This is a genomic window from Luteimonas sp. Soil_C_16 (assembly GCF_057657295.1).
In genome coordinates, this window is sequence record NZ_JBDGIS010000005.1 from 264,536 (window position 1) to 285,301 (window position 20,766).

At 64.1% G+C, this 20,766-nt stretch carries 21 protein-coding genes; 19 read left to right on the forward strand and 2 right to left on the reverse strand.

Annotation, left to right across the window (positions count from 1 at the left end; translation table 11 throughout):
• Positions 1-131: 131 nt before the first annotated feature.
• The 7 genes from AC3A5T_RS11765 to AC3A5T_RS11795 all read left to right on the forward strand — a co-directional run bounded on the left by AC3A5T_RS11765 (position 132) and on the right by AC3A5T_RS11795 (position 6,918).
• Positions 132-464 (forward strand): hypothetical protein, encoded by a 333-nt coding sequence (locus AC3A5T_RS11765; protein WP_487628724.1) that lies wholly within the window; start codon positions 132-134, stop codon positions 462-464.
• Complete coding sequence (locus AC3A5T_RS11770) at positions 461-2,878, forward strand: hypothetical protein (protein WP_487628725.1); 2,418 nt, start codon at positions 461-463, stop codon at positions 2,876-2,878. The genes AC3A5T_RS11765 and AC3A5T_RS11770 overlap by 4 nt, the downstream gene beginning before the upstream one ends.
• 84 nt (positions 2,879-2,962) lie before the next feature.
• Positions 2,963-3,415 (forward strand): hypothetical protein, encoded by a 453-nt coding sequence (locus AC3A5T_RS11775; protein WP_487628726.1) that lies wholly within the window; start codon positions 2,963-2,965, stop codon positions 3,413-3,415.
• Positions 3,416-3,546: 131 nt separating this feature from the next.
• On the forward strand, positions 3,547-4,176 hold the full coding sequence (locus AC3A5T_RS11780; RefSeq protein WP_487628727.1) for a GntR family transcriptional regulator: 630 nt from the start codon (positions 3,547-3,549) through the stop codon (positions 4,174-4,176).
• Between the two features lie 182 nt (positions 4,177-4,358).
• Entirely contained in the window at positions 4,359-4,499 is a 141-nt protein-coding gene (locus tag AC3A5T_RS11785; protein ID WP_487628728.1) for a benenodin family lasso peptide, read from the forward strand.
• A 50-nt stretch (positions 4,500-4,549) separates the two neighbouring features.
• Positions 4,550-5,227, forward strand: coding sequence for a lasso peptide biosynthesis B2 protein (locus tag AC3A5T_RS11790; RefSeq protein WP_487628729.1), 678 nt, complete (start codon positions 4,550-4,552; stop codon positions 5,225-5,227).
• The gene (locus AC3A5T_RS11795) at positions 5,227-6,918 is read left to right on the forward strand and encodes an asparagine synthase-related protein (RefSeq protein WP_487628730.1); all 1,692 of its coding nucleotides are present in this window, start codon (positions 5,227-5,229) and stop codon (positions 6,916-6,918) included. The genes AC3A5T_RS11790 and AC3A5T_RS11795 overlap by 1 nt, the downstream gene beginning before the upstream one ends.
• A gap of 37 nt (positions 6,919-6,955) precedes the next feature.
• Here AC3A5T_RS11795 and AC3A5T_RS11800 read toward each other — a convergent pair whose 3' ends face one another.
• Together AC3A5T_RS11800 and AC3A5T_RS11805 are read right to left on the reverse strand one after the other, a co-directional pair.
• The gene (locus tag AC3A5T_RS11800) at positions 6,956-9,088 is read right to left on the reverse strand and encodes an Atxe2 family lasso peptide isopeptidase (RefSeq protein ID WP_487628731.1); all 2,133 of its coding nucleotides are present in this window, start codon (positions 9,086-9,088) and stop codon (positions 6,956-6,958) included.
• 13 nt (positions 9,089-9,101) lie between these two features.
• Positions 9,102-11,630, reverse strand: coding sequence for a TonB-dependent receptor plug domain-containing protein (locus tag AC3A5T_RS11805; RefSeq protein ID WP_487628732.1), 2,529 nt, complete (start codon positions 11,628-11,630; stop codon positions 9,102-9,104).
• Between the two features lie 207 nt (positions 11,631-11,837).
• On the opposite strand from AC3A5T_RS11805, the gene AC3A5T_RS11810 reads away from it, so the two are divergent.
• From AC3A5T_RS11810 to AC3A5T_RS11865, 12 genes are all read left to right on the forward strand, one after another.
• Positions 11,838-12,107, forward strand: a complete 270-nt coding sequence (locus tag AC3A5T_RS11810) for a helix-turn-helix domain-containing protein (RefSeq protein WP_487628733.1) — start codon at positions 11,838-11,840, stop codon at positions 12,105-12,107.
• A 101-nt stretch (positions 12,108-12,208) separates the two neighbouring features.
• Entirely contained in the window at positions 12,209-12,487 is a 279-nt protein-coding gene (locus tag AC3A5T_RS11815) for a helix-turn-helix domain-containing protein (protein ID WP_487628734.1), read from the forward strand.
• A gap of 95 nt (positions 12,488-12,582) precedes the next feature.
• A complete protein-coding gene (locus tag AC3A5T_RS11820) occupies positions 12,583-12,792 on the forward strand; it encodes a hypothetical protein (RefSeq protein WP_487628735.1) in 210 nt (69 codons plus the stop codon).
• 194 nt (positions 12,793-12,986) lie between these two features.
• Complete coding sequence (locus tag AC3A5T_RS11825) at positions 12,987-13,808, forward strand: S1/P1 nuclease (protein ID WP_487628736.1); 822 nt, start codon at positions 12,987-12,989, stop codon at positions 13,806-13,808.
• 104 nt (positions 13,809-13,912) lie between these two features.
• Positions 13,913-14,779 (forward strand): MBL fold metallo-hydrolase, encoded by an 867-nt coding sequence (locus AC3A5T_RS11830; protein ID WP_487628737.1) that lies wholly within the window; start codon positions 13,913-13,915, stop codon positions 14,777-14,779.
• 62 nt (positions 14,780-14,841) lie between these two features.
• A complete protein-coding gene (locus AC3A5T_RS11835) occupies positions 14,842-15,351 on the forward strand; it encodes a hypothetical protein (RefSeq protein WP_332078389.1) in 510 nt (169 codons plus the stop codon).
• A 33-nt stretch (positions 15,352-15,384) separates the two neighbouring features.
• Complete coding sequence (modA, locus tag AC3A5T_RS11840; RefSeq protein WP_487628738.1) at positions 15,385-16,179, forward strand: molybdate ABC transporter substrate-binding protein; 795 nt, start codon at positions 15,385-15,387, stop codon at positions 16,177-16,179.
• 3 nt (positions 16,180-16,182) lie between these two features.
• Positions 16,183-16,893: a molybdate ABC transporter permease subunit gene (gene modB / locus AC3A5T_RS11845; RefSeq protein WP_487628739.1), complete on the forward strand. Its 711-nt coding sequence runs from the start codon at positions 16,183-16,185 to the stop codon at positions 16,891-16,893.
• Positions 16,893-17,507 carry a molybdenum ABC transporter ATP-binding protein gene (locus tag AC3A5T_RS11850; RefSeq protein ID WP_487628740.1) on the forward strand — a complete coding sequence of 205 codons (615 nt, stop codon included), beginning with the start codon at positions 16,893-16,895 and terminating at the stop codon, positions 17,505-17,507. Before modB ends, AC3A5T_RS11850 begins: the two co-directional genes overlap by 1 nt.
• Positions 17,508-17,570: 63 nt before the next feature.
• Positions 17,571-18,122 carry a flavin reductase family protein gene (locus AC3A5T_RS11855; RefSeq protein WP_487628741.1) on the forward strand — a complete coding sequence of 184 codons (552 nt, stop codon included), beginning with the start codon at positions 17,571-17,573 and terminating at the stop codon, positions 18,120-18,122.
• Between the two features lie 69 nt (positions 18,123-18,191).
• Positions 18,192-18,653 carry a hypothetical protein gene (locus AC3A5T_RS11860; protein WP_487628742.1) on the forward strand — a complete coding sequence of 154 codons (462 nt, stop codon included), beginning with the start codon at positions 18,192-18,194 and terminating at the stop codon, positions 18,651-18,653.
• Positions 18,654-18,757: 104 nt separating this feature from the next.
• A complete protein-coding gene (locus tag AC3A5T_RS11865) occupies positions 18,758-20,746 on the forward strand; it encodes an acetyl-CoA hydrolase/transferase C-terminal domain-containing protein (RefSeq protein ID WP_487628743.1) in 1,989 nt (662 codons plus the stop codon).
• Positions 20,747-20,766 lie beyond the last annotated feature (20 nt).

Below are 20,766 nucleotides of genomic sequence, written 5' to 3' on the forward strand. Positions count from 1 at the left end.
GCACTCGGCTTGTAGTGCCGTGCGGCCTGACCACGCTGGCTGATGCTCGACAAGATTGGTCAGCAGTATCTTTTCAAACGATTGCAGGCGAATTGATTGCGCAATCGAAGTTCTAGCAGAGAAGGAATTCTATGACGAAGACCATTGATCCAATCAGGCTCGGGGCAACGGCAGAACACTTGGAGCGGGTGCTGCATCATCACAAGGATGATCCAGCAGCGCGGGCCCTACTGATCGAGCTTGGCGATCTGATCCTCGCCGCAAAGGCCCGTCAGATTTCAAAGCCACTGGACGGGGTGCCTTGTGAACGCGCGTTCGCCGAGGGGGTCTTTACCGAACTCACCGACCCGAGCGTTGACGAGGCATATGTCGCCTTCTCCATCGAACTCAAGGGTGGTCTCTCGGACGAAGACCGCCGTGATCTAGAAAAGCTTGAGCAATTGCGTGCGCAGGCAAGGCGATGAGCGATCACGGCCTTCTGAGCGAGGAGATCAGATCTCAGCATGCGGACGCCATCGCACTTGGTCGCTCGTTCAAAACGCATGGCGTCAGCGAACAGGCCGCGAAGGAGTTCCTGCGCACTGATGAAGGTCTGCTCTATCAGCAGCGACTGATAGAGGCTGATCCCACCGCGTCCGCTCAGGTCATCCGAGAGCGCGCAATTCTTCAAACCATGTCGGGGCAAGAGCTGCCGCGCTTGGTGTCCATCAGCGAACCCTTGGTCAAGGCGGTGCCAAGTGGCACGCAACCGACGCCCTACACTCCTTTCTTCGGCAAAGAATCCGATTTCCTGCGTGAGATCGCGGCAGGCGGCAGCATCAACGAGCGCTTCGGTCTTCCAATCGCAAGCGAAGCGCCTGTCTACGACCTCTACAGAATTGTGCCTAAGGCGCCGACCGAAGTGTTCATGAGCACGGTTGCTCCCACGTCTGAACTAGGAGGGGCTGTCGCTCGAACTGGCGGAGCAACCCAGTACCTGGTGCCCAACCGCAACCTTTTTAGCGAGGCTGTGCGGGTTTCAAGTCTTGGAAACGATCTCTCATTACACGAAGGATTAAGCGCTGGCAGAAGCATAAGCGCTTCAATCACCGCGCCAGGAGAAAGCGGCGCGCGAACCAATGGGGGGGCTGGGCTTGCGAAGTCCGTTGGGACAGCTGGATTGGCTCTGACTGCTTATGACGCCCTCGCGAGCAGCTCCCGGTCAGACGCGCTTCGCGATCAGGGGAGCGTGCTTGCCGCTCAATCTGAGCTCAATCACTTTGCGGGACGGAATATCGGGGGCTGGGCTGGCGCTGCAGCCGGCGCCGAACTTGGTCTGACCACATTTGGCAGAACGCCGCAGACAGCCATCATCGGCGGCGTCGTAGGCGGAGTGATCGGCTCGGTCGCGGGTGAGCGGATCGCCGACCGGGAGGACGCCAAAAAGATCTACAGTCAGATCGACAAAGACGGCGTTCAATGGCGCCTCGCTGGCCGGCAGTGGGAGCGTGACGAACTTGCCGATCTAACGCAGGACGCCGCAACACAGCCGCAGCGCCGCAGCTTTTCTGCGCTACCTGAGAAGACAAGTGAACTGAACTATCGGGCCACAAACGCTGCGGTTGATCTCACCTCGCGCGATCAGCCCTCGCCTTCCAACCCGTTCAAACTTGCGGCTGGTGCCGAAGACCGCGCCAGCTTGCAGCGCGCCGACTGGCAGCGGGATCCGCGGGGGGATGGATGGTATCGAGACATTGTGAGCCGCGTAGAGGCACCGGACATACCGGTGTTCGAGCGAGAGATCGCCTCGCCTGCGCGCGCGGAAGCGCTCGACGCTGAGTCAACACGGACCATTGCGTCGAACATCGCGAATAGCCCTTCGGCAACTGCCGCACGCTACGAGGCTGTGTATCGCTCGGAAGGCTGGGATCGTCATGGGCCGATGCCTACCCAAGTGGTGAAAGCGCTATCAGGTGCCGACACCCTGACGGCGTCCAACGGCCGCGCTTACATTCGCGGTCCAGATGCCGCTTGGCGGCACGAAGACGCAGTCGCGTCAGGCAACCTGGCGAGTGAGCTCGAACTCACGCGTGAAGCGCTCATGCCCGCGCTGGCGCAGCATGCAGAAGCGATGCGCCACGTCTCCGTTCGAGCCGAACCATCTCCCGAGGCGCAGGATCGATCCAACCTGACGTCAACTTACGCCGATTACGGGGTTGCTCCGAGCCGTGAGAGCTTGGATGCGACTTTGCTCGCGGTGGCGCGAACTCGCGCCACGCACGGCCTGGATCGCTCTACCACATCACTCTCTCCTCAACTCGACAGCGATGGGCGCTACTCGATTCACTCGCCGATTGATCACCTTGTCAGGCACGAGGGCGTTGTGCGCGTCGCCGCCACCACAACGGCGGAGGATATTCAGCGCGCACGGGACGATCAGACGACGCATCGTGAGCCTTCTACTGAGCCGCGAGCGAAGGCTCCACCGACCGATCAACCCGCGTCTGGTCCAACCCCTGGGCCACTCGGCATTCCACTGAGCGAGACTTCGGCAAAGGAGACGTCTGCGTCGCCGTTCGCGGCTAGTAGTCATCCTCAGCATGCGCTCTATGCGCTGCTGAAAGACAATCTTCCTGAGGGGACGTCCGAGCGTCGACTTGCGCAGTTCACTTCTGAGTGCCAACGCGGCGGCATCGGAGCCCGCTCTCTGGCATCGATTGAGATCGCGGGAGAGCGCGCAGCCTTTGCAACTTCCAGCGGGTGGCCGCGAGTTGACGTCAATATCAGCACGCCGCCGCCCTCTGTTGATGAAAGCGCCCTGCGCGCGCAGGAGCAGTCTCTACGCGCACAGAGCGACGGAGCACGCGAAATGCCTCAAGCCCAGGCTATGCACCTTTGAGAAGATGTCTGACTGCGCGCACGATCAATCTCGTGATTTCTCATCGCTTGACGCCCCAGAGCCGCCAGACACGAACCTGGTTCGGTGCTGCTCCGCTCATGCTTCTGTGCGCTCCTCAGCGCCTGTGCTGCGGAACCCAGCGAACTGAAGGAGGATCTGGCGCTCGTAATTGAGCCTGATCAACAGCACGTCCCGCTGCGCTACCGCTGTGCGGCGATATCGATCTCACCTGCCAGAGCCCAGGCGCTCGTCAGTCAGGACGCTGCGGTCGAGCGGACTGTAGATCTGCTCATCGCTGACCAAGATCTTTCAATCGACCCAGAGCATCAGGCGCGCCAGGCCAGTGCACAGCCCCTGCCCTTCAAGCTCGGCCCCAACACATTCGCTCTCCATCGCAATTTCTTCTACTTCCAGAACGCGCCGAGCGCCTCGCCGACAAACGGCACCGTCAGCCTCAGTATCCAATGGCCCTGCATGGAGCCGCTCCCTCAAGGGTTCGACTTCGCCGACCACAAAGTCATCAACCATGTTCGCTAGTGGCCGAAAGCGGAAGTGCTTGGAGACGCTTTTAGCGGGACTTTATTGATAGCTCGCATGGATCGCACGCAAGGCAAAGCTGTAGTAATTTCGTCACAGGACGACGCTTTACGCCGACACGGAGTTCCGCGATGAACGCGATCCACACCAAGAGCACGTTTCTTTATGAGCGCATCCGCCGCGCTCTGCAGGCCGGTCGGTACGTGCCAGGCCAACGAATTGAGCCGGCTGCAATGGCCCGGGAATTCAAGACCAGCCAGACGCCCATTCGCCTCGCGCTATATCGGCTTATCGGCGAAGGCATGATCTCGGACCACGCGCGCGGCGGTCTTTTCGTGCCGCTGCTTAGCGATCTAATGCTGCGCGACCGCTACGAGTGGATGGAGCGTCTCTTACTGGTGGCCTGTGAGATCGGCTGGAGTGAGACACCCCATCATCGCCGCAAGTTGCTGACGTTGGCTGACGACAGCGATCTGCCAAAAGCCACATGGAAGCTGTTCGATGCTATCGCCGAGGAAACCGGAAGCCGTTCGCTTCACGACGCCGTTCGGCGCATCAATGATCAGCTTGCTCCGGTGCGTCGCGCCAAGGAAAATTTGATCGACAACGCATATGTCGAGCTAGTCGACCTGCACTCAGCTTGGCTGGACCGGGACGTTGCCGCACTGAAATCGGGCGTCATTTCCTACCACGATCGGCGCAAACAGCTTGTACCGAAGATCGTCGCGCGGCTCATCGAGCAGAGCGAGCGCTTGCACTGATTTGACGGGCGCAGCTGACTGCGTAGCGCCGGCCAACCCGGAGCTGCAGCGCAGAGCATCCGATCACATTTCAGATCTAATTATTTCGTAGTCAAACAAAAGTCATTTGAGAATTATTTTCTGCGGTGCCTACGCTCGCTTCGTCATGGGATCTCCCCATGACACATCCGTAGGAGACTGCAATGAAGACCAACGACAACATCCCCGCCGAAGCGCGGGGTGAAGTGATCGAGCTCGGCAAAGTCAGTGTCGAGACCCACGGGGCGGAAGGTGTCGGCGAGCCGATTGGTCGGCTAATGCTGCCCGGTATTTCCGAAGAGTGACGAACTAGGGCGCACCGAAAGGTGCGCCCTCTTTTTCTGTGGGGTCGTAGATGGCCTACCAAATCCCTGATCGACTGTCGTTCTGTGAAGTAGACGGTCGTCTGATCTTCATGGATATCGACAACGATGCGTACTTTCGACTGTCTGCAGCGTTAGAGCACGCGTTTCGAAATGTGATCAAGGAAGAGTCGAGAGACTTGGCTGCGCTGACCACCTTGCTGGACAGAGGCATCCTGGTCCCCGGGCAGTCTGATGCCGCTACACCGATGATCTCGGCGACCACGTCTCCGCGACGAAGCGTTCTGGAGAGCGACGGCGCCCTGAGATCGATCACTTGGCTGGATGCTTGGGGGGTCTTCGAGAGCGTTTGGACCATGAAAGCGCGTTTGCGGTTTCAAACGTTGAAGCGCGTGCTCGATGAGCTCAATGCGCTGCAACAGCGCATGACGCAGGGCGTCATCAGCAGGAAGAGCGATGCGGAACCGGAGATCGGCGACGCCGCACAAGCGTTTTCTCGTATCAGACCCTATGTACCCGTCGACAGATCATGCCTTCTGGATTCTCTCGCATTGGCGCGCTACCTCGCGAGACGGCGACTGAAAGCAGATCTTGTCTTTGGGGTGTCTGCCGATCCGTTCTCTGCACATTGCTGGGTCCAAACAGGAGACCTGGTGCTCAACGACACTACGGGCAACGCGAGCGCACACAGTCCGATCAGGGTGGTGTGATGCACTCGTATCTCATCCTCGTCGGCGCCAGCGCACGGGATCCTCGCTTCTGCTCCGCCGATCCCCGCACATTTGAAGCTCTGGATCTGCAGGTCCGCTTCCGTTCGGAGACCACGCTCATCTTTGTATCCCCAAATACGCCGGTAATGGGAACCCTCGATGACGGCGTCGTTATCGGAGACCTTTTCCGAGAAGACGGCACCGCGGTGTCCGCGCCTCCGACCGCAGCGGATGCAGAGCATCGAATCGTGAGCGACTTGTGGGGCGAGTACGTCCTGGTCAAGTCCTCTACAAACAGAAATCGCATCATGTTGACGGTCACGCGCGACCCGTCAGGTGGCGTGGCTTGTGTCTACTCATTGAGTGATGGGAGCGGATTCATCACGTCCGACATTTCGCTGGCGACGCGACTCGGCCTCTACGTTAGCGCCATCGACTGGGCATCCATAGCGCATTGCCTTGCGTATCCCTACGTCAAAGCGTCGCGCACCGCGCTCGCACATGCCCATGAGCTGCTTCCCGGATGCTCGATCGATGCTTTATGCAGCACTAGCGTCCCATCCACGGCTTGGTCTCCTTGGACTCAGATCGACTCGCACCAGCGCTACAGAGATCCGAAGGAGGCAGCCGCAGACGTCAGGCAAGCCGTGTTCGCCGCGGTCGCAGCCTGGGCACGATCGGACAGCGGTCCGATACTCATGGAGCTGTCGGGGGGCCTCGACTCCTCAGTCATCGCTGCGTGTCTACAACCCGAAGCATCCAGAGTCATCGCGTGCACGCTGGTCACCCCGGTTCCTGGAGCGGATGAGCGTCAGTACGCAAGCATTGTTGCGCAACACTTGGGTCTTGAGCTCGTCGAGGAAGATCTTCGATTCGATCAGGTCCACTACGAGTTTCCGGTCCCACGATCTTCGACCGGGCCACGTATCGGCGTCCTTCAGCACGTCGCGGACGAGATCATGCTGCGAGCTGGCGAACGCAGGGGCGCTACGAGCTATTTCTCCGGGGGCGGCGGCGATACGGTGTTCGGCTACCTCATGAATGCCTCTCCCGCAGCGGACGCCTTTAAGAGCTGCGGTGTTGGCGCCGGGCTCTCGGCAATCCGTGATTTGTCGCAACTCCATCAATGCACGTTCTGGAAGGCCGCGCGCCTAACGCTGCGAAAGCTTCTCTACGCTTCGACCCGGGTCAGGGCTCCTGATGTTTCTTTTCTGGCTGAGCGAGCAGACGTGCCTGTGGAACTTCATCCCTGGTCGCAAGCTCCGCGAGGCGCACTGCCCGGTGACTGCGACCGCGTCGCCGATCTCATCGGCACCCAAGTGTTCAGAGACGGGTTGCCGCGCGGGGGCAAGGCAGCGGTACGCATGCCACTTCTCTCGCAGCCCGTGGTGGAGGCATGCTTGAGAGTGCCGTCCTGGATGTGGGTGGCGGGCGGTCGCAACAGAGCAATTGCCAGAGACGCATTCGCGGCTGATCTGCCTGCAGCCGCTATCCAGCGCCGCAGCAAAGGCAACTTCATGGGATATACCGGCGCTTGTTACCGCAGGAACCAGAAAGGAATGAGAGATTTCTTGCTCAATGGCGAACTGGAGGCCCGCGGTCTGCTCGATACCAAGCCCTACGTCAGTTCATGGATCGCGAGCTCGCGATCCGCGATCAGTCCTTCATGCGCATCTTCACTCTTTGCATGATCGAGAATTGGGTGCGCCAGAAATCCTGACGCGCAGCCTATCGGCTCTCCAACCCTGTGGCCCGCATTGACCTCCAATAGGCGTAATGCGCTGCCTTGTCGGGGTCACTGTCTTCCACACCCTGCAGCCAGAAGCGAAACCAGTCGAGATTGCGTTCATACACCGCCAGCTTGTGAAGGGGCTGGATCTTCTGATGCGGCTCATCCGCGAACACGTACGCGTCGCCTCGCCGATCACGAATGAGCGGAATGACGTAGTCAGCGGCGTACAGATGCTCCTGCTCCGACATCTGGAACAGGATCGGCGCGAGCGGCCGATCAATCTTGTAGGCCGGAGACAATGCCTCCCAACGGTCCGGGGTGTCCTGCGGTGTGCCCAAGCCCCAATAAGTGCCTAGCCCATCAAGGAACTGATCGCCCTTCATGCTGCTCATCAAGAAATAGGTCGGGGACACCACCGGCGTACTAATGGAGACCGCTGAAACCAGGGACGATTCCGTTGCAACCCACAGTGCAACCTCACTGCCGAAACTCAGACCGCCAATTCCGACCCGATCGGGGCGAACCTGTGCGTTGGACGCAAGCATTTCGATGGCTCCCGCCACAGCCGACAAACCGCCGCCGTATCTCTCGAGGGCCTCACGACTGTGGGGAGGCGCGTTGATACACAGCGCGGATATTCCGTGCCCCGCCAATGTGGCCAACGGCCACTCGTCCCCTACCCCACCGCGCAGGAATCCAGTGCATCGGTAGTAGGTTACGAACAGCGGCGCAGGCTCGATGCGAGCTGCGAAGAGCCAGCCTGTGAACTGTCGCCCTTGCGCATCCGTCCAGGCCAAAAGCTGTGCTGATGCATTGGCTGCAATGTCTGCAGCCAGTACCGCATTGGGGTCGTACAGAACTCGACGAGTGCCGGCATCCAGATCGATCACCTCAAGCCTCGGGGGCCGGTCAGCTGCGGCAGCCACGCACACAAGGACCGCTGAGGACAGCCCGCAATCACTCGACGCGTCACGACCACCACTTAGAAGACCGCGAGAATGCGTCACGGGAAGAACGGTGCCGGAGACGACGTTCCATCGAAATATGGACTGGCCGTAAGCGTGTCCCGGTTCGGTTGCAGTGAACACAACTTCGTCGGTTCCTCTGCGCCATTGCATGCCGGTGATTGCTCGACCACGACATGCTGCTGCCTCGCACCAGTTCGCATCTGGCGAATCCAAGGCAGGAATCAATGCGAGCCGCGATTCTGTCACTTCCATCATGCCGGGCGCGTTGCTGTTCGGAATCAGCAAAGCGACCCGGTCGCCCTCAGATTCCCTTACCCACTTCGACGCTACCGATGCCTCGTAGTGGACTGGGCTCTGGGATGAGAAGGTGGCGATTTCGCCGGCCTCTGCATCGCGACTGACGCCGCCCACAGTTTCGACGACACGCCAGCGGTCGGGTTCCTCGGCCAGCAAGGCAGCCAGATCGAACCACGCCCCTCCGAATCGCTGCGTGCCAGGCAGCCCGGCTGTTTCGCCGCGTCCGAACAAGGGCCTTCCGAGGGGCACCCGCTCGTCCAGTCGAACACCACGCTCATATTCGAAGCGTTCCGCCGCAGCAATGCGGTCACGCGTTGCACCCACGCTGTAGACAAGCAGTGCCCCGTCTTCGCTGAGATGGAAATCACGAACATCTGCGTCCTCCCGCGTCACGACTTCGGCCCCAAGGCCTACCGCCGCGCGCCAGACCGCCATCGTTCCGTTGAACTGGGCACGGTAGTAGATCCATGTCCCGTCGGGCGACCAAACAACCTTGGGAGGCAAAGATGTCCCGGCAGATCCCCGTGCCGGGACACCTCCGTTGCCCACCATGCGAGGCGTGGAACCTGCACGGATGTCCGCGACGTACCACGCGCTGTCGTAGGTGTTGCGCTCGATCGATGCCTGTTCGGCGCGAAAGGCCACGCGGTAACCATCCGGTGACAGCGCGGGGCTCGCGAGGTCAACTACTTCCAACAGGCGGTCGGCAGCGATGACCTCAGCTCGACAAGGAGCCGCCAATCCCGCGAGTGCGATCACCAGCCATGGGCCCCACGCCCCGCGGATACGCGGCGCTACATAGGTTGACCACATGTCACCCCGAGCGAGCCACGCAAGGTCGTTCAAAATCGATCGGAGCGACATGACATCACTCCAATCAGAAACGCTTGGACACCGAGACGCTTACGAAGCGTCCGATTGGCGAGTGGTTGGTGGCGTCATACGGCGGCGCGTACTCGGCCAGCGCCGGAACATACGAGGGCGGCGCTCGGTCGAGCAGGTTCTGCGCCGACAGCGTGAACTCGAGCCCGGCCCATTCAGCGCCAGGCTGGCGAGGTGTGTAGCGCAAGGTCGCATCCAGCGTCGTAAAGGACCCACCCTTTTCCGCATTGACGGTATCGGTCACGCCGCCGCTGTAGTTGGCGAAGGCGGAGGCCATCAAACCGGCCCGGTCCCAAACTGCACCCACCCGCCCGCTGAACTTCGGCGGATTGAACAAGGTGCCCGCCAGTTCGTTACTCCCCTGCCCCGCGACGGTCTGCTCCGAACTCTCCATCCAGCTGACGGCGCCACGCAGGTCCAGCCGGCTCGCGCCAATGTCTAATCGGTACGTGCTGGACAAATCCAGCCCGTGCACCCGTTGCGTGCTGACATTGATCCGGCGCGCAGAGACCAGTGCAACCACGTTGCCTGGGTCATACGGCCTGCCGGTGTAGTTGGTGAACGTGTCAGCAGCCGCGATGGCCTGCTGCTGCGCGGCGGCCGATGGCGCGAAGGTAACAAACTGGCCGTAGACCGGATTGCTCAACCCCTCGGCCACGTTTGCGATGGGCTGCTTCACCCGATTCTCGAAATAGATGTCGAACCAGGTCAGCTCAGCTTCCAGCCCAAGCAGCGCACGTGGATGGAATGCGACTGACGTGCTCCATGTGCGGGCACGCTCTGCTTCCAGATCCGGATTGCCGCCGCCGTAATACATGACAGTGGCATCTGTAGGGAATCCGGTACCACCGTAGTACCCGGGCGGATCCAGAAACACGTAGGTTGCGTAGTTCCGGTCAAAAAGTGTCGGCGCCTTGAACGACCTGCCCAGCGATGCCTTCATCGTGAAGTCCGCGGACGGGCGATAGAGCAATCCGAACTTGGGCGTGGCGACACTCCCGAAGGTGTCGTAGTCCTCGCCGCGTACCGCTGCAGTGAAGACGAGCCCGTCGATGCCGGCCATCTGGTTCCCGTCTCCCACCAGTGGAATGTCCACTTCTGCATAGACGAATCGACTGCTCTCGCGGCCATGGGTGACCTGCTGGTTCGTGACGTGGTTGATCTGGCTGAATGCATTGGTGCGATTGCCGGCTCCTGCCGCCATCCGGACGCTTCCGCCTGGCAGTTCGAATAACGGCCCTTCCGCACCCAGCTCATAGATGCGGCTTTCGTTGCAGTAGCATTCGTCTAGCTGCAACAGCGTCTCCATTGTCTGCAGGTTCTGTCGGGTCTGGTACTGCCGGTGACGGTCCCGCCCTAACGCGGCCGTGGCAGACAGCGTCCAGTCGTTGCCCAGAAACAGGTCCACGCCCGGCGACACGAAGGACGTGGTCGTTTCCGGCGTGACGTGCGTGTTCGAGCCGAGATAGAAGAAGTCGTAAGCCTGCTTGCGCTGTGTTCTCAACGCATCCAGCCTGAACTCCGCCTTCGGCCCCAGCGATTGATGCAGGCTCACCAGCGCACTGCTGAGCTCGCTGCCCGGGTACAACGTCGTCGGATGTGTGAGGCGCGAGGCATAGTTCCGATCCGCTGCATAGATCGGGTCCACGGTGGCGTCCTTGTACGTGGCAATCAGGCCACCGCTCGCCCAAACCGCGCCGCCGGTCGCCGTGTACTCCCGGGTCGCCAGACCGCCGCCGGTCGCAGCGCCGTAACGCGCGCCGACCGTAAGCCCTTCGTGCTCGCGCTTGAGCACAACATTGCCCACCCCTGCCACGGCGTCGGAGCCGTAGATGGCGGATGCGCCGTCGGCAACGATCTCGACTCGGGACACCGCTTCCACCGGAATCGCGCTGATATCCACGCCTTGCAGGAAGCCACCGTATGAGAGTCGCCGCCCATTGAGCAGGGTCAGCGTAGCGTCCGCGCCGAGCCCGCGCAGATTGAGGCTTGAGCCGCCGGTGACGTTCTGATTGCCGAGCCCTGCTCCTGCCAGATTGCCGCTTGTAGCGCCTGGGTTCTGACCACCCGTGAAGTTCTGCGGCACGCTGCGGATCACTTCGCCGAGATCCGAGAAGCCCTCTTCGCGGATGCGCTCGCTGTCGAGGGTGATCACCGGCGAAGGTGTGGTGCCGCCCCGAATGCGGGTGCCGGTGACGGTGATCGATTCTAGCTCCACTGGGTTTGAATCGATAAGCGCCTCCTCAGACGGAGCGTTTTCACGCGTCGCGAATTTCGGCAGCTCCTGGGCTGAAGCGTCATGGAGCGGAAGCAGCGCCGCTAGTGCTAACGCAAGAGCGCTGCGCGACAACGTCAGCCTGAGGCAGGCTGGACGCGCGGTTACCGCTCTGTGCTTCCGAGCTTGTATCCAAGTGGAAGGCTTACGCGGCATGGCCTTCTCACCGCCTGCCTTAGAGGCAAGAAACAACGGCGAGTGCTCCGTTCCAACCGAGACGGCTACAACAAATCCTTTGTCGTTCAACATGCAATGTCTCCGGTGAATAGTCGGCATCCCTACACGCCCCTATGGCAGGGGTGGTTGTTCCGGCAGCTCTCGACCTGAGGCCAGTCGTGGGCACCCGGGCGGTCCTCTCCCGCAGATCTCGATCGCCCACGACCAGACAATATCTGCTTTTCAGATATTTGAAAAGGGGATATAGCGTAGCTGCGGCCTTCCACACGTGATGCCGCTATGGCCGCTAAGTCGATCCACAAGCCGGAGTACCAGGAGCTTCTCGACCTGCTTGTTGAGATTAGGAAGAAGGCCGGCCTGACCCAGACTCAACTCGCCGCGCTTCTAGAACGATCTCAGTCTTCTATCAGCGAAACCGAGCGCGGGTTCCGGAGATTGGACACGCTGCAGTTGCGTGAGTACTGCAGGGCATGTGGCCAAGATCCAACCACTTTTATAGAACGGCTAGAGCGAGCAATTGCTGATGCACCAAGCCTTTCGCCCCCATAGGAAAGGCGCGAAACAACAACGTTTTGCTGAAATAAATCTGTTTTTCAGATACCGAAAAACCAGATATAGGGTAAGTGCGGCCTTCCATTGTTGATGCCGCAATGTCCCCTAAGTCGATCCACAAGCCCGAGCATCAAATCCTGCTCGAAATGCTCGTCGAGATCCGAAACAAAGCAGGATTGAAACAGGCTGAGTTAGCTGGCTTGCTTGAGCGATCACAGTCATATGTCAGCGACGTGGAGCGCGGTGGGCGACGATTGGACCTGCTTCAACTGCGTGAGTACTGCCAAGCTTGCGATCAAGATCTAGTTAGCTTTGTAAGACGCTTTGAGAAGACGATCTCAAGCGGCACCAGTGCAAAGCGTCCCACCTCTAAGTAGATGAGTGGGCTCGAGACAAATTGATGCGATGATCTCTTACGGACTACACCCGTCGAGCGCGTAAGGATGGTTCGCGCGATCGAACGGAGAAGATCATGATCGACATCGAAGTAAGGGAGCTTGGCGACGGGCGGTTCGAAGTGGAGGCGCTAGGGCTTCATCACGAAGCTTTCGAAGGGCAATTAGGCGCAATCTGCGCTGCGCATGCCCTTGCAAACGAAGCAGTGCGCCTCGGTGAGGGAGTGCGTTTCGTCCTGCCCACAGGCATCGATTGGGAAATCCGACTCGGCTCGCATGGCGAGTGATTCCGCCGCATGACATGCACATGAGACGTGCCGTAGAAGGTCGGACAACTTGCCTATCTTGTTCACTCGGGTCGCAGAACACGTCAAAGGCATCCGACCTCGCTTTGGTTAGCAACGGTCGTCGACTGTCGCTCCATCACCATCAGATTTTTCCCTATTGGGTGGTAGGCATTCCGGCCGGTTAAACTGCGCCCATGCTGCGTCGAATTCTTCTGTGCGGTGGCCTGCTGGCCGCCTTCGCCCTTCCTTCCTCCGCCCTCGCCTGGGGCAAGCTCGGCCACCGTCTGGTGGCGCAGATCGCCGAGCGTGATCTGACGCCGGCCGCGCGGGCCGAGGTGTCCCGGCTGCTGGCCGGCGAGCCCGATCCCACCCTGCCCGGCGTCGCCAGCTGGGCCGACGAGCTGCGTGAGCACGATCCGGATCTGGGCAAGCGGTCCGCGTCCTGGCACTACGTCAACATCGGCGAGTCGAACTGCCGCTACGAGGCGCGACGCGACTGTCCGGATGGCAACTGCGTGGTCGAGGCGCTCAAGGCCCAGACCGCGATCCTGGCCGACCGCAGCCGGCCGCGTGCCGAGCGGGCGCAGGCGCTGAAGTTCGTCGTGCATTTCACCGGAGATGCGCATCAGCCGATGCATGCCGGCTACGGGCACGACCGCGGCGGCAACGACCAGCAGATCAACTTCCGCGGTCGCGGCACCAATCTGCACGCGTTCTGGGACAGCGGCATGCTCAACAGCCAGAACCTGTCCGGCGATGCCTGGCTGGCGCGGATCGGCGCGCGTGCGCCGTCGGCCAATGCAAGCGGCGCGGTACGCCTGCCGCCGCCGGCCGCCGAGTGGGCCGAGGCCGCCTGCCGCATCGCCCTGGCGCCGGGTGTCTATCCGCGCCGCGCGCGCGTCAGCGAGGCCTACGTGACCACGCATCTGCCGCAGGCCGAGCAGGAACTGCGCGATGCGGGCGCCCGTCTCGGCGCGCTGCTGAACACCGCGCTCGCGCCGCCCGCGCAACGCTGACGTTACGCAATCGCAACGTCCGCGCGGGCCGCGTGGACTAGCATCGGACGCGGTCTACACGCCGTCCGGATGGCGTCTGCCGCCCGGCTCCCAGGAGGATCGCGATGCCGCAACCGCAGGTCACCCCGTTCCACCACGCCGGCAGCGGCACGTGGAGCTACATCGTGCGTGACCAGTCGTCGAACGCGGCGGCGATCGTCGATCCGGTGCTGGACTTCGACATGGCCTCGGCGCGTACCTCGACGGCCTCGGCAATGGTGCTGCTGGACCACGTGCAGGCGCACGGCCTCGACGTGCAGTGGATCCTCGAGACGCACGCCCACGCCGATCATCTGTCGGCCGGCGACTGGCTGCGCCAGCAGTTGCCCGGCGCGCGGCTGGCGATCGGCGACGGCATCCGCACGGTGCAGAAGACCTTCCGGCCGATCTTCAATCTGGGCGAGCACTTCCCCGTCGACGGCTCGCAGTTCGACCGGCTGTTCGCGGCCGATGCCACGTTCGCAATCGGCGCGCTCGCAGGCCGCACGATTCCGGTGCCCGGTCATACCAGCGACAGCAGCGCGTACCTGATCGGCGATGCGCTGTTCACCGGCGACTCGCTGTTCATGCCCGACGGCGGCACCGCCCGCTGCGATTTCCCCGGCGGTGATGCGGCCACGCTGTACCGCTCGATCCAGCGCATGTTCGAACTGCCCGACGCCACCCGCGTGTTCGTCTGCCACGACTACGGCCCTGGCGGCCGCGCGGTGGCCTGCGAGACCACGATCGGTGCGCAGAAGCGCGACAACATCCACGTCGGCCACCACATCGATGAGGCCACCTTCGTCGCCTTGCGCGAGGCCCGTGACGCCACCCTCCCGATGCCGGCGCTGCTGCTGCCCTCGGTGCAGACCAACATCCGCGCCGGCGCCCTGCCCGAGGCCGAGGCCAATGGCGTGCGCTACATGAAGCTGCCGATCGATACGGTCTGAGGCGCGTTGTCGCCGGTGCAGCGGGTCGTTATGCTCGGTCGTTCATAACGAGGAAAGCCGCCATGGTCCGTGGCCTGCATCTGTCTGCGCTGCTGCTGTGCGCCACCGCGGTCCATGCGCAGGCGCCCGAGGCGCACGACCACGCCGCGCACCAGCGCGCGGCGCCGCCGGCCGATCCGTCGCCGGTCGTCGTGCCGCTGGATGCTGCTGCACGCGCCACACTGACCCGGCACACGGTCGAGGCCACTGCCCACGGCCAGACGCTGCGCTGCGAAGGCGTGTCGCTGGCTGCATTGCTGCAGTCCAGCGGCGCGATGCCGGACGCGCCCTTGCGCGGCGCGCATCTCGATCGCTACGTGCTGGTCAGCGCGCGTGACGGCTACCGCGCGGTGTTCTCGCTCGGCGAACTCGACGCGACGCTGGGCAATCGCGGCGTCTATCTGGTCGACCGCTGCGACGGTGCCCCGCTCGATGCCGACAACGGCCCCTTGCGTCTGCTGGTGCCCGACGACACGCGCCCGGCACGCGGCGTACGCCAGGTCGAACGCATCACCATCATCGCCGCGCCCTGATCCTGTCGCCCTCCTGCCGGAATCGCCATGCACATGCTCCGTTCCCGCCGCTGGCTGCGCACCTTTGCCGCCGTGCTGCTCACCGCTCTCGTTGCGCTCGCCGTCCTGCCGGCCGTCGCCCAGGAACGCGCGCCGATCACCGTCTTCGCCGCGGCCAGCCTCAAGGAATCGATGGACGCCGCGGCCGCGCGCTATCAGCAGGACACCGGCCAACCGGTCCGCGTCTCCTACGCCGCGAGTTCCGCGCTCGCGCGGCAGATCGAACAGCGCGCGCCGGCCGATGTATTCGTGTCCGCCGATCTGGAATGGATGGACTGGCTGCAGACACGCAACCTCATCGATAACGCCTCGCGCCGCGTGCTGCTCGGCAACACCCTGGTGCTGGTGGCGCCGGCCGACAGCGCCGCGCAGCCGCTGACACTCGCGCGCGGGACCGATCTGCTGCCTCTGCTCGGCGCGCGCGGTCGCCTCTCGCTGGCGCTGACGGCGAGCGTGCCGGCCGGCAAGTACGCCAAGGCGGCGTTCGAATCGCTGGGCCAGTGGCCGGCTCTGCAGCCGCGCGTGGCCGAGTCCGACAGCGTGCGTTCGGCGCTCACCCTCGTCGCGCGCGGCGAGGCGCCGCTGGGCGTGGTCTACGGCAGCGATGCCCAGGCCGAACCGCGGGTCAAGGTGCTGGCCACGTTCCCGGCCGACAGCCATCCGGCGATCGTCTATCCGGTCGCGCGCGTCGCCGCCAGCCGCAACCGCCAGGCCGATGCCTTCGTGCGCTGGCTCGACGGCGAGGCCGCGTCGGCGATCTTCCGCGAACACGGTTTCTCGATCCGCTGACCGATGGCGGACCCGGGCACACTGCTGGGCTTCGGGCCCGATGAACTCGTCGCGATCCGGCTCAGCCTGAAGGTCGCGGCCGCCGCCGCGCTGTGCAGCCTGCCGTTCGGCATCGCGATCGCGTGGCTGCTCGCGCGCAGGCGTTTCTTCGGCAAGTCGCTGCTCGATGCGCTGGTGCATCTGCCGCTGGTGCTGCCGCCGGTGGTCGTCGGCTACGCGCTGCTGGTGTTGCTGGGCGGCAACGGCGTGATCGGTCACTGGCTCGAAGAGACGCTGGGCATTTCGTTCGCATTCCGCTGGACCGGCGCCGCGCTGGCCAGCGCGATCATGGGATTCCCGCTGCTGGTGCGCACGATCCGGCTGTCGATCGAGAATGTCGACCGCCGGCTCGAACAGGCCGCGGCCACGCTGGGTGCGAGTCCCTGGCGGGTGTTCTTCACGATCACCCTGCCGCTGGCGTGGCCGGGCGTGATCGCCGGCGCGGTACTCGCGTTCGCGAAGGCGCTGGGCGAATTCGGCGCGACGATCACCTTCGTCTCCAACATCCCCGGTGAAACGCAGACCGTGTCGTCGGCGATCTACGGGCTGATGCAGGTGCCCGATGGCGAAGCCGGCATCTGGCGTCTGGCCGCCGTGTCGGTGGCGATCTCGCTGGCAGCGCTGCTCGCGTCCGAGTGGCTGGTACGGCGCCAGCGCGGCGAGGTGCACGACTGATGCTGCACGTCGACATCGACCTGCGCCGCGGCAGCTTCGCGCGCCACATCCGCATCGACGCCACGCAGCGCGTGCTCGCGCTGACCGGGCCGTCGGGCGCCGGCAAGACCAGCGTGCTCAATGCGATCGCCGGCCTCGTGCGCCCACGCGCCGGCCGCATCGAGATCGACGGCCGCGTGCTGTTCGACAGCGCCGCGCGTATCGATGTGCCCGCGCATCGCCGGCGTGTCGGTTACGTGTTCCAGGACGCGCGCCTGTTCCCGCACCTCGACGTGCTGCGCAACCTGCGCTACGGCCGCCACCACGCGGGCGCCGACACCTTCGCACTCGATCAGGTGGTCGAACTGCTCGGCATCGGCGCGCTGCTGCAGCGCCAACCGGCGAATCTCTCCGGCGGCGAAGCGCAACGCGTGGCGATCGGTCGTGCGTTGCTGTCGCAGCCGGCGGTGCTGTTGTTCGACGAGCCGCTGTCCGCACTCGACGAGGCGCGCCGCGAGGAACTGATTCCGTGGCTGCAGCGCGTGCGCGACGAGGTGCGGCTGCCGATGCTCTACGTCAGCCACACCAGCGACGACGTGCGGCGCCTGGCCGACGCGGTGCACACGCTGGCCTGAGCAGGCGACGCGGCGTTCACCGACGACCTGCGGCAATCGCAGGCCCGCTTGCAGGTCCGCGCCATGCCCCGCACCCACGCGATTCCGCCCGACCAGACGCGTCGCTTTCTCGAACCCGGCCCCGTCGTGCTGCTGTCCACCGCGCACAAAGGCGAGCGCGGCGTCATGACGCTGGGCTGGCACATGATGCTGGGCTACGACCTCGTCGGCACCTACATCTGGTCGGCCAACCGCAGCCATGCACTCGCGCGCGCCAGCCGCGAATGCGTGATCAACCTGCCGACCGCCGACATGCTCGACACCGTCGTGCGCATCGGCAACAGCAGCAGCGCCGACGAAGACAAGTTCGAACGCTTCGGCCTGACCGCGGTGGACGGCAGCGAGGTCGACGCCCCCGGCATCGGCGAATGCCACGCGCGTTTCGAATGCCGCCTGCACGAGACCCGCATCACCGCCGACTACCCGCTGTTCGTCTGGCGCGTCGTTGCCGCGCACGCCGCACGACGTCCGAAATGGCCGCGCACCGTGCACTACCGCGGCGACGGGCAGTTCATGGTCAGCGGCGACGAACGTTCGCGGCGGGCGCTGTTCAAGCCGGAGATGCTGGAGTCGTGAACGCGGCCGCTGACGGCGGTATCGTGTGATCGCCTGCCCTCCCGCCCCGTCGACCGCAAGGAGCTCCCGATGCGCCACCCACGCGTTTCACGTCCGAGCCTGCTGTGCACGATGGCGCTCGTTGCGCTCTCGCTGTCCGGCTGCGGCAGCGCCAACGGCGATGCGGCGCCCGTCGCGCCTGCTGCCGATGCCGCGCCGCCTGCGGCCATCGCCACGCCTGCCCAGCCGCCCACGCATGACGCGGTGCGCTTCACCTCCGGCACCAGCTACGCGGCGACCGGCGCGCAGGCGGAAATCGCGCTGTCGGTCAGCGACGCGCGTGCCCGCGATGTGCTGGAGCAGATCGCGACCGCCGGTGGCGTGCCGCTCGACATCGCCGATGGGGTGACGCTCGATCACACGGTCTCGCTGCATTTCGACGGCATGCCGCTGAGTGCGGTGCTGACGCTGCTGGGCCAGGACGCGAATGCGGAGATCACCGCCGAGCCCGACGCGATCCGCGTGCGACCGCGGGCGACGCCCACGCGCTGACGTTCCGGACGTCGGCGCACCGACGCACGCGCGTGACGATGGTCACGCGCACCGCTGGCGCCCGGGCGGCCGCCTATTCACGTGGGCCTGCGTATCCTCTCGCCATGACCGCCTACGTCGACTCCATCGAAGACGCCGTCAGCCGCATCCATGCGCATGTCGACGGTGCCCTCCACATCGGTGCGCCGCTCGGCATCGGCAAGCCGCACCGGTTGCTCAACGCGCTGTTCGATGCCGCGATCGCGGATCCCGCACGGCCGTTCACGCTCTACACCGCCCTCTCGCTGGATCCGCCCAAAGGCGGCGACGATCTCGAAGGCCGTTTCATCGGCCCGTTCGCGAAGCGGCATTTCGGCGAGGACTTCGTGCATCTGAAGTACGTGGACGCGCTGCGCCGCAACGCGCTGCCGCCGCATATCGAGGTCGAAGAGTTCTACATGCAGTCTGGCGCGATGCTGGGCTCGTCCCAGGCGCAGCGCCGCTATGCCAGCCTCAACTACACGCACGTGGCGCGCGCGCTCGCCGACCGCGGCGTCAACGTGCTGGTGCAGAAGGTCGCGGCCAATGACGACGGCACGCGCTTCTCGCTGTCGTCGAACACCGACCTGACCTTCGATGCGATCGATGCACTCGTGGCGGCCGGTCACCCGCGCCCGCTGGTCGTCGGCGAAGTCGATCCTGCGCTGCCTTGGCTCGACGGCACCGCGGCGGTGGACGCGGCGTTCTTCGACGTCGTGATCGCGCCGCCACCGCCCTACCCGCGCCTGTTCGGCCTGCCGCGCCAGCCGGTGTCGGATGCCGACTACGCGATCGGTTTCTACGCCAGCACGCTGGTGCGCGATGGCGGCACGCTGCAGATCGGCATCGGCGCGCTCGCCGATGCGCTGTGCCATGCGCTGGCGCTGCGCCACACCGACAACGCGGCCTATCGGCGCGTGCTGCACGCGCTCGATCCCGATCTCGCCGCGCATCGCACGGTGCAAGCCGTCGGTGGACTCGACCCGTTCGAGATCGGCCTCTACGGCTGCAGCGAGATGATCAACGAGGGCTTCAAGCGCCTGGTCGAAGTCGGCGTGATCAAGCGCCGCGTCGTCGACAAGGCCAGCCTGATGCGCCGCGCCAACGACGGCACCGCGAGCGCGCTCGATCTCGATCTGATCGAGCGCAACGGCGAGTTCCTGCACGGCGCGTTCTATCTCGGCTCGCCGGATTTCTACGCCTGGCTGCGCGGACTCGACGACGAGACCCGTCGCGGCATCGGCATGAAACGCGTCGGCGAGGTCAACGAGCTCTACGGTCTCGACGAAGGCCTCGAGCGCCTGCAACGCCGCGATGCGCGCTTCTTCAACAGCTGCATGATGGCGACCGCGCTGGGCGCGGCGGTGTCCGATGGGCTGGAGGACGGCAGCGTGGTGTCCGGCGTCGGCGGCCAGTACAACTTCGTCGCGATGGGCCACGCGCTGCCCGACGCGCGCTCGGTGCTGCTGCTGCGCGCGGCGCGCGATGCCGGCGGCGGCCGCGAGGCCAACATCCGCTGGAACTACGGCCACACGACGATTCCGCGGCATCTGCGCGATGTCTACATCACCGAGTACGGCATCGCCGACATCCGCGGCGCGACCGACGAGGACTGCACGCGCGCGATGGTGCGCGTCGCCGAAGCCCCGCATCAGGCCGGACTCGTACAGCGTGCGCAGGCAGCAGGCAAGCTCGATGCGCGCTTCGTCGTTCCCGAGCCGTGGCAACGCAACACGCCGGACAGCCTGCGCACGTCGCTTGCACCGCTGCGCGCCGACGGCAGCCTGCCCGACTATCCGCTGGGCAGCGATTTCGATGTCGTCGAGCAGCGCCTGCTGCGTGCGTTGGCCTGGCTGCGTACGCAGACCGCGACGCGACGCGGCAAGCTCGCGACGGTGTTTGACGCGCTGCGCGAGGGGATCGGTGACGACACGCCTGCACTCGCGCGCATGCAGCTGCAGGCGCCCAGCGGCCTCAACGAACATTTGATGGCGCGACTGGTGTCGCTCGGCCTGCGCCGCACCGCGCGGCCCAGTGCGCCGCAGGATGTGATCGCGCCGACTTCCGCGGCCTGAGGCCGAGTTGCGAAATCGCA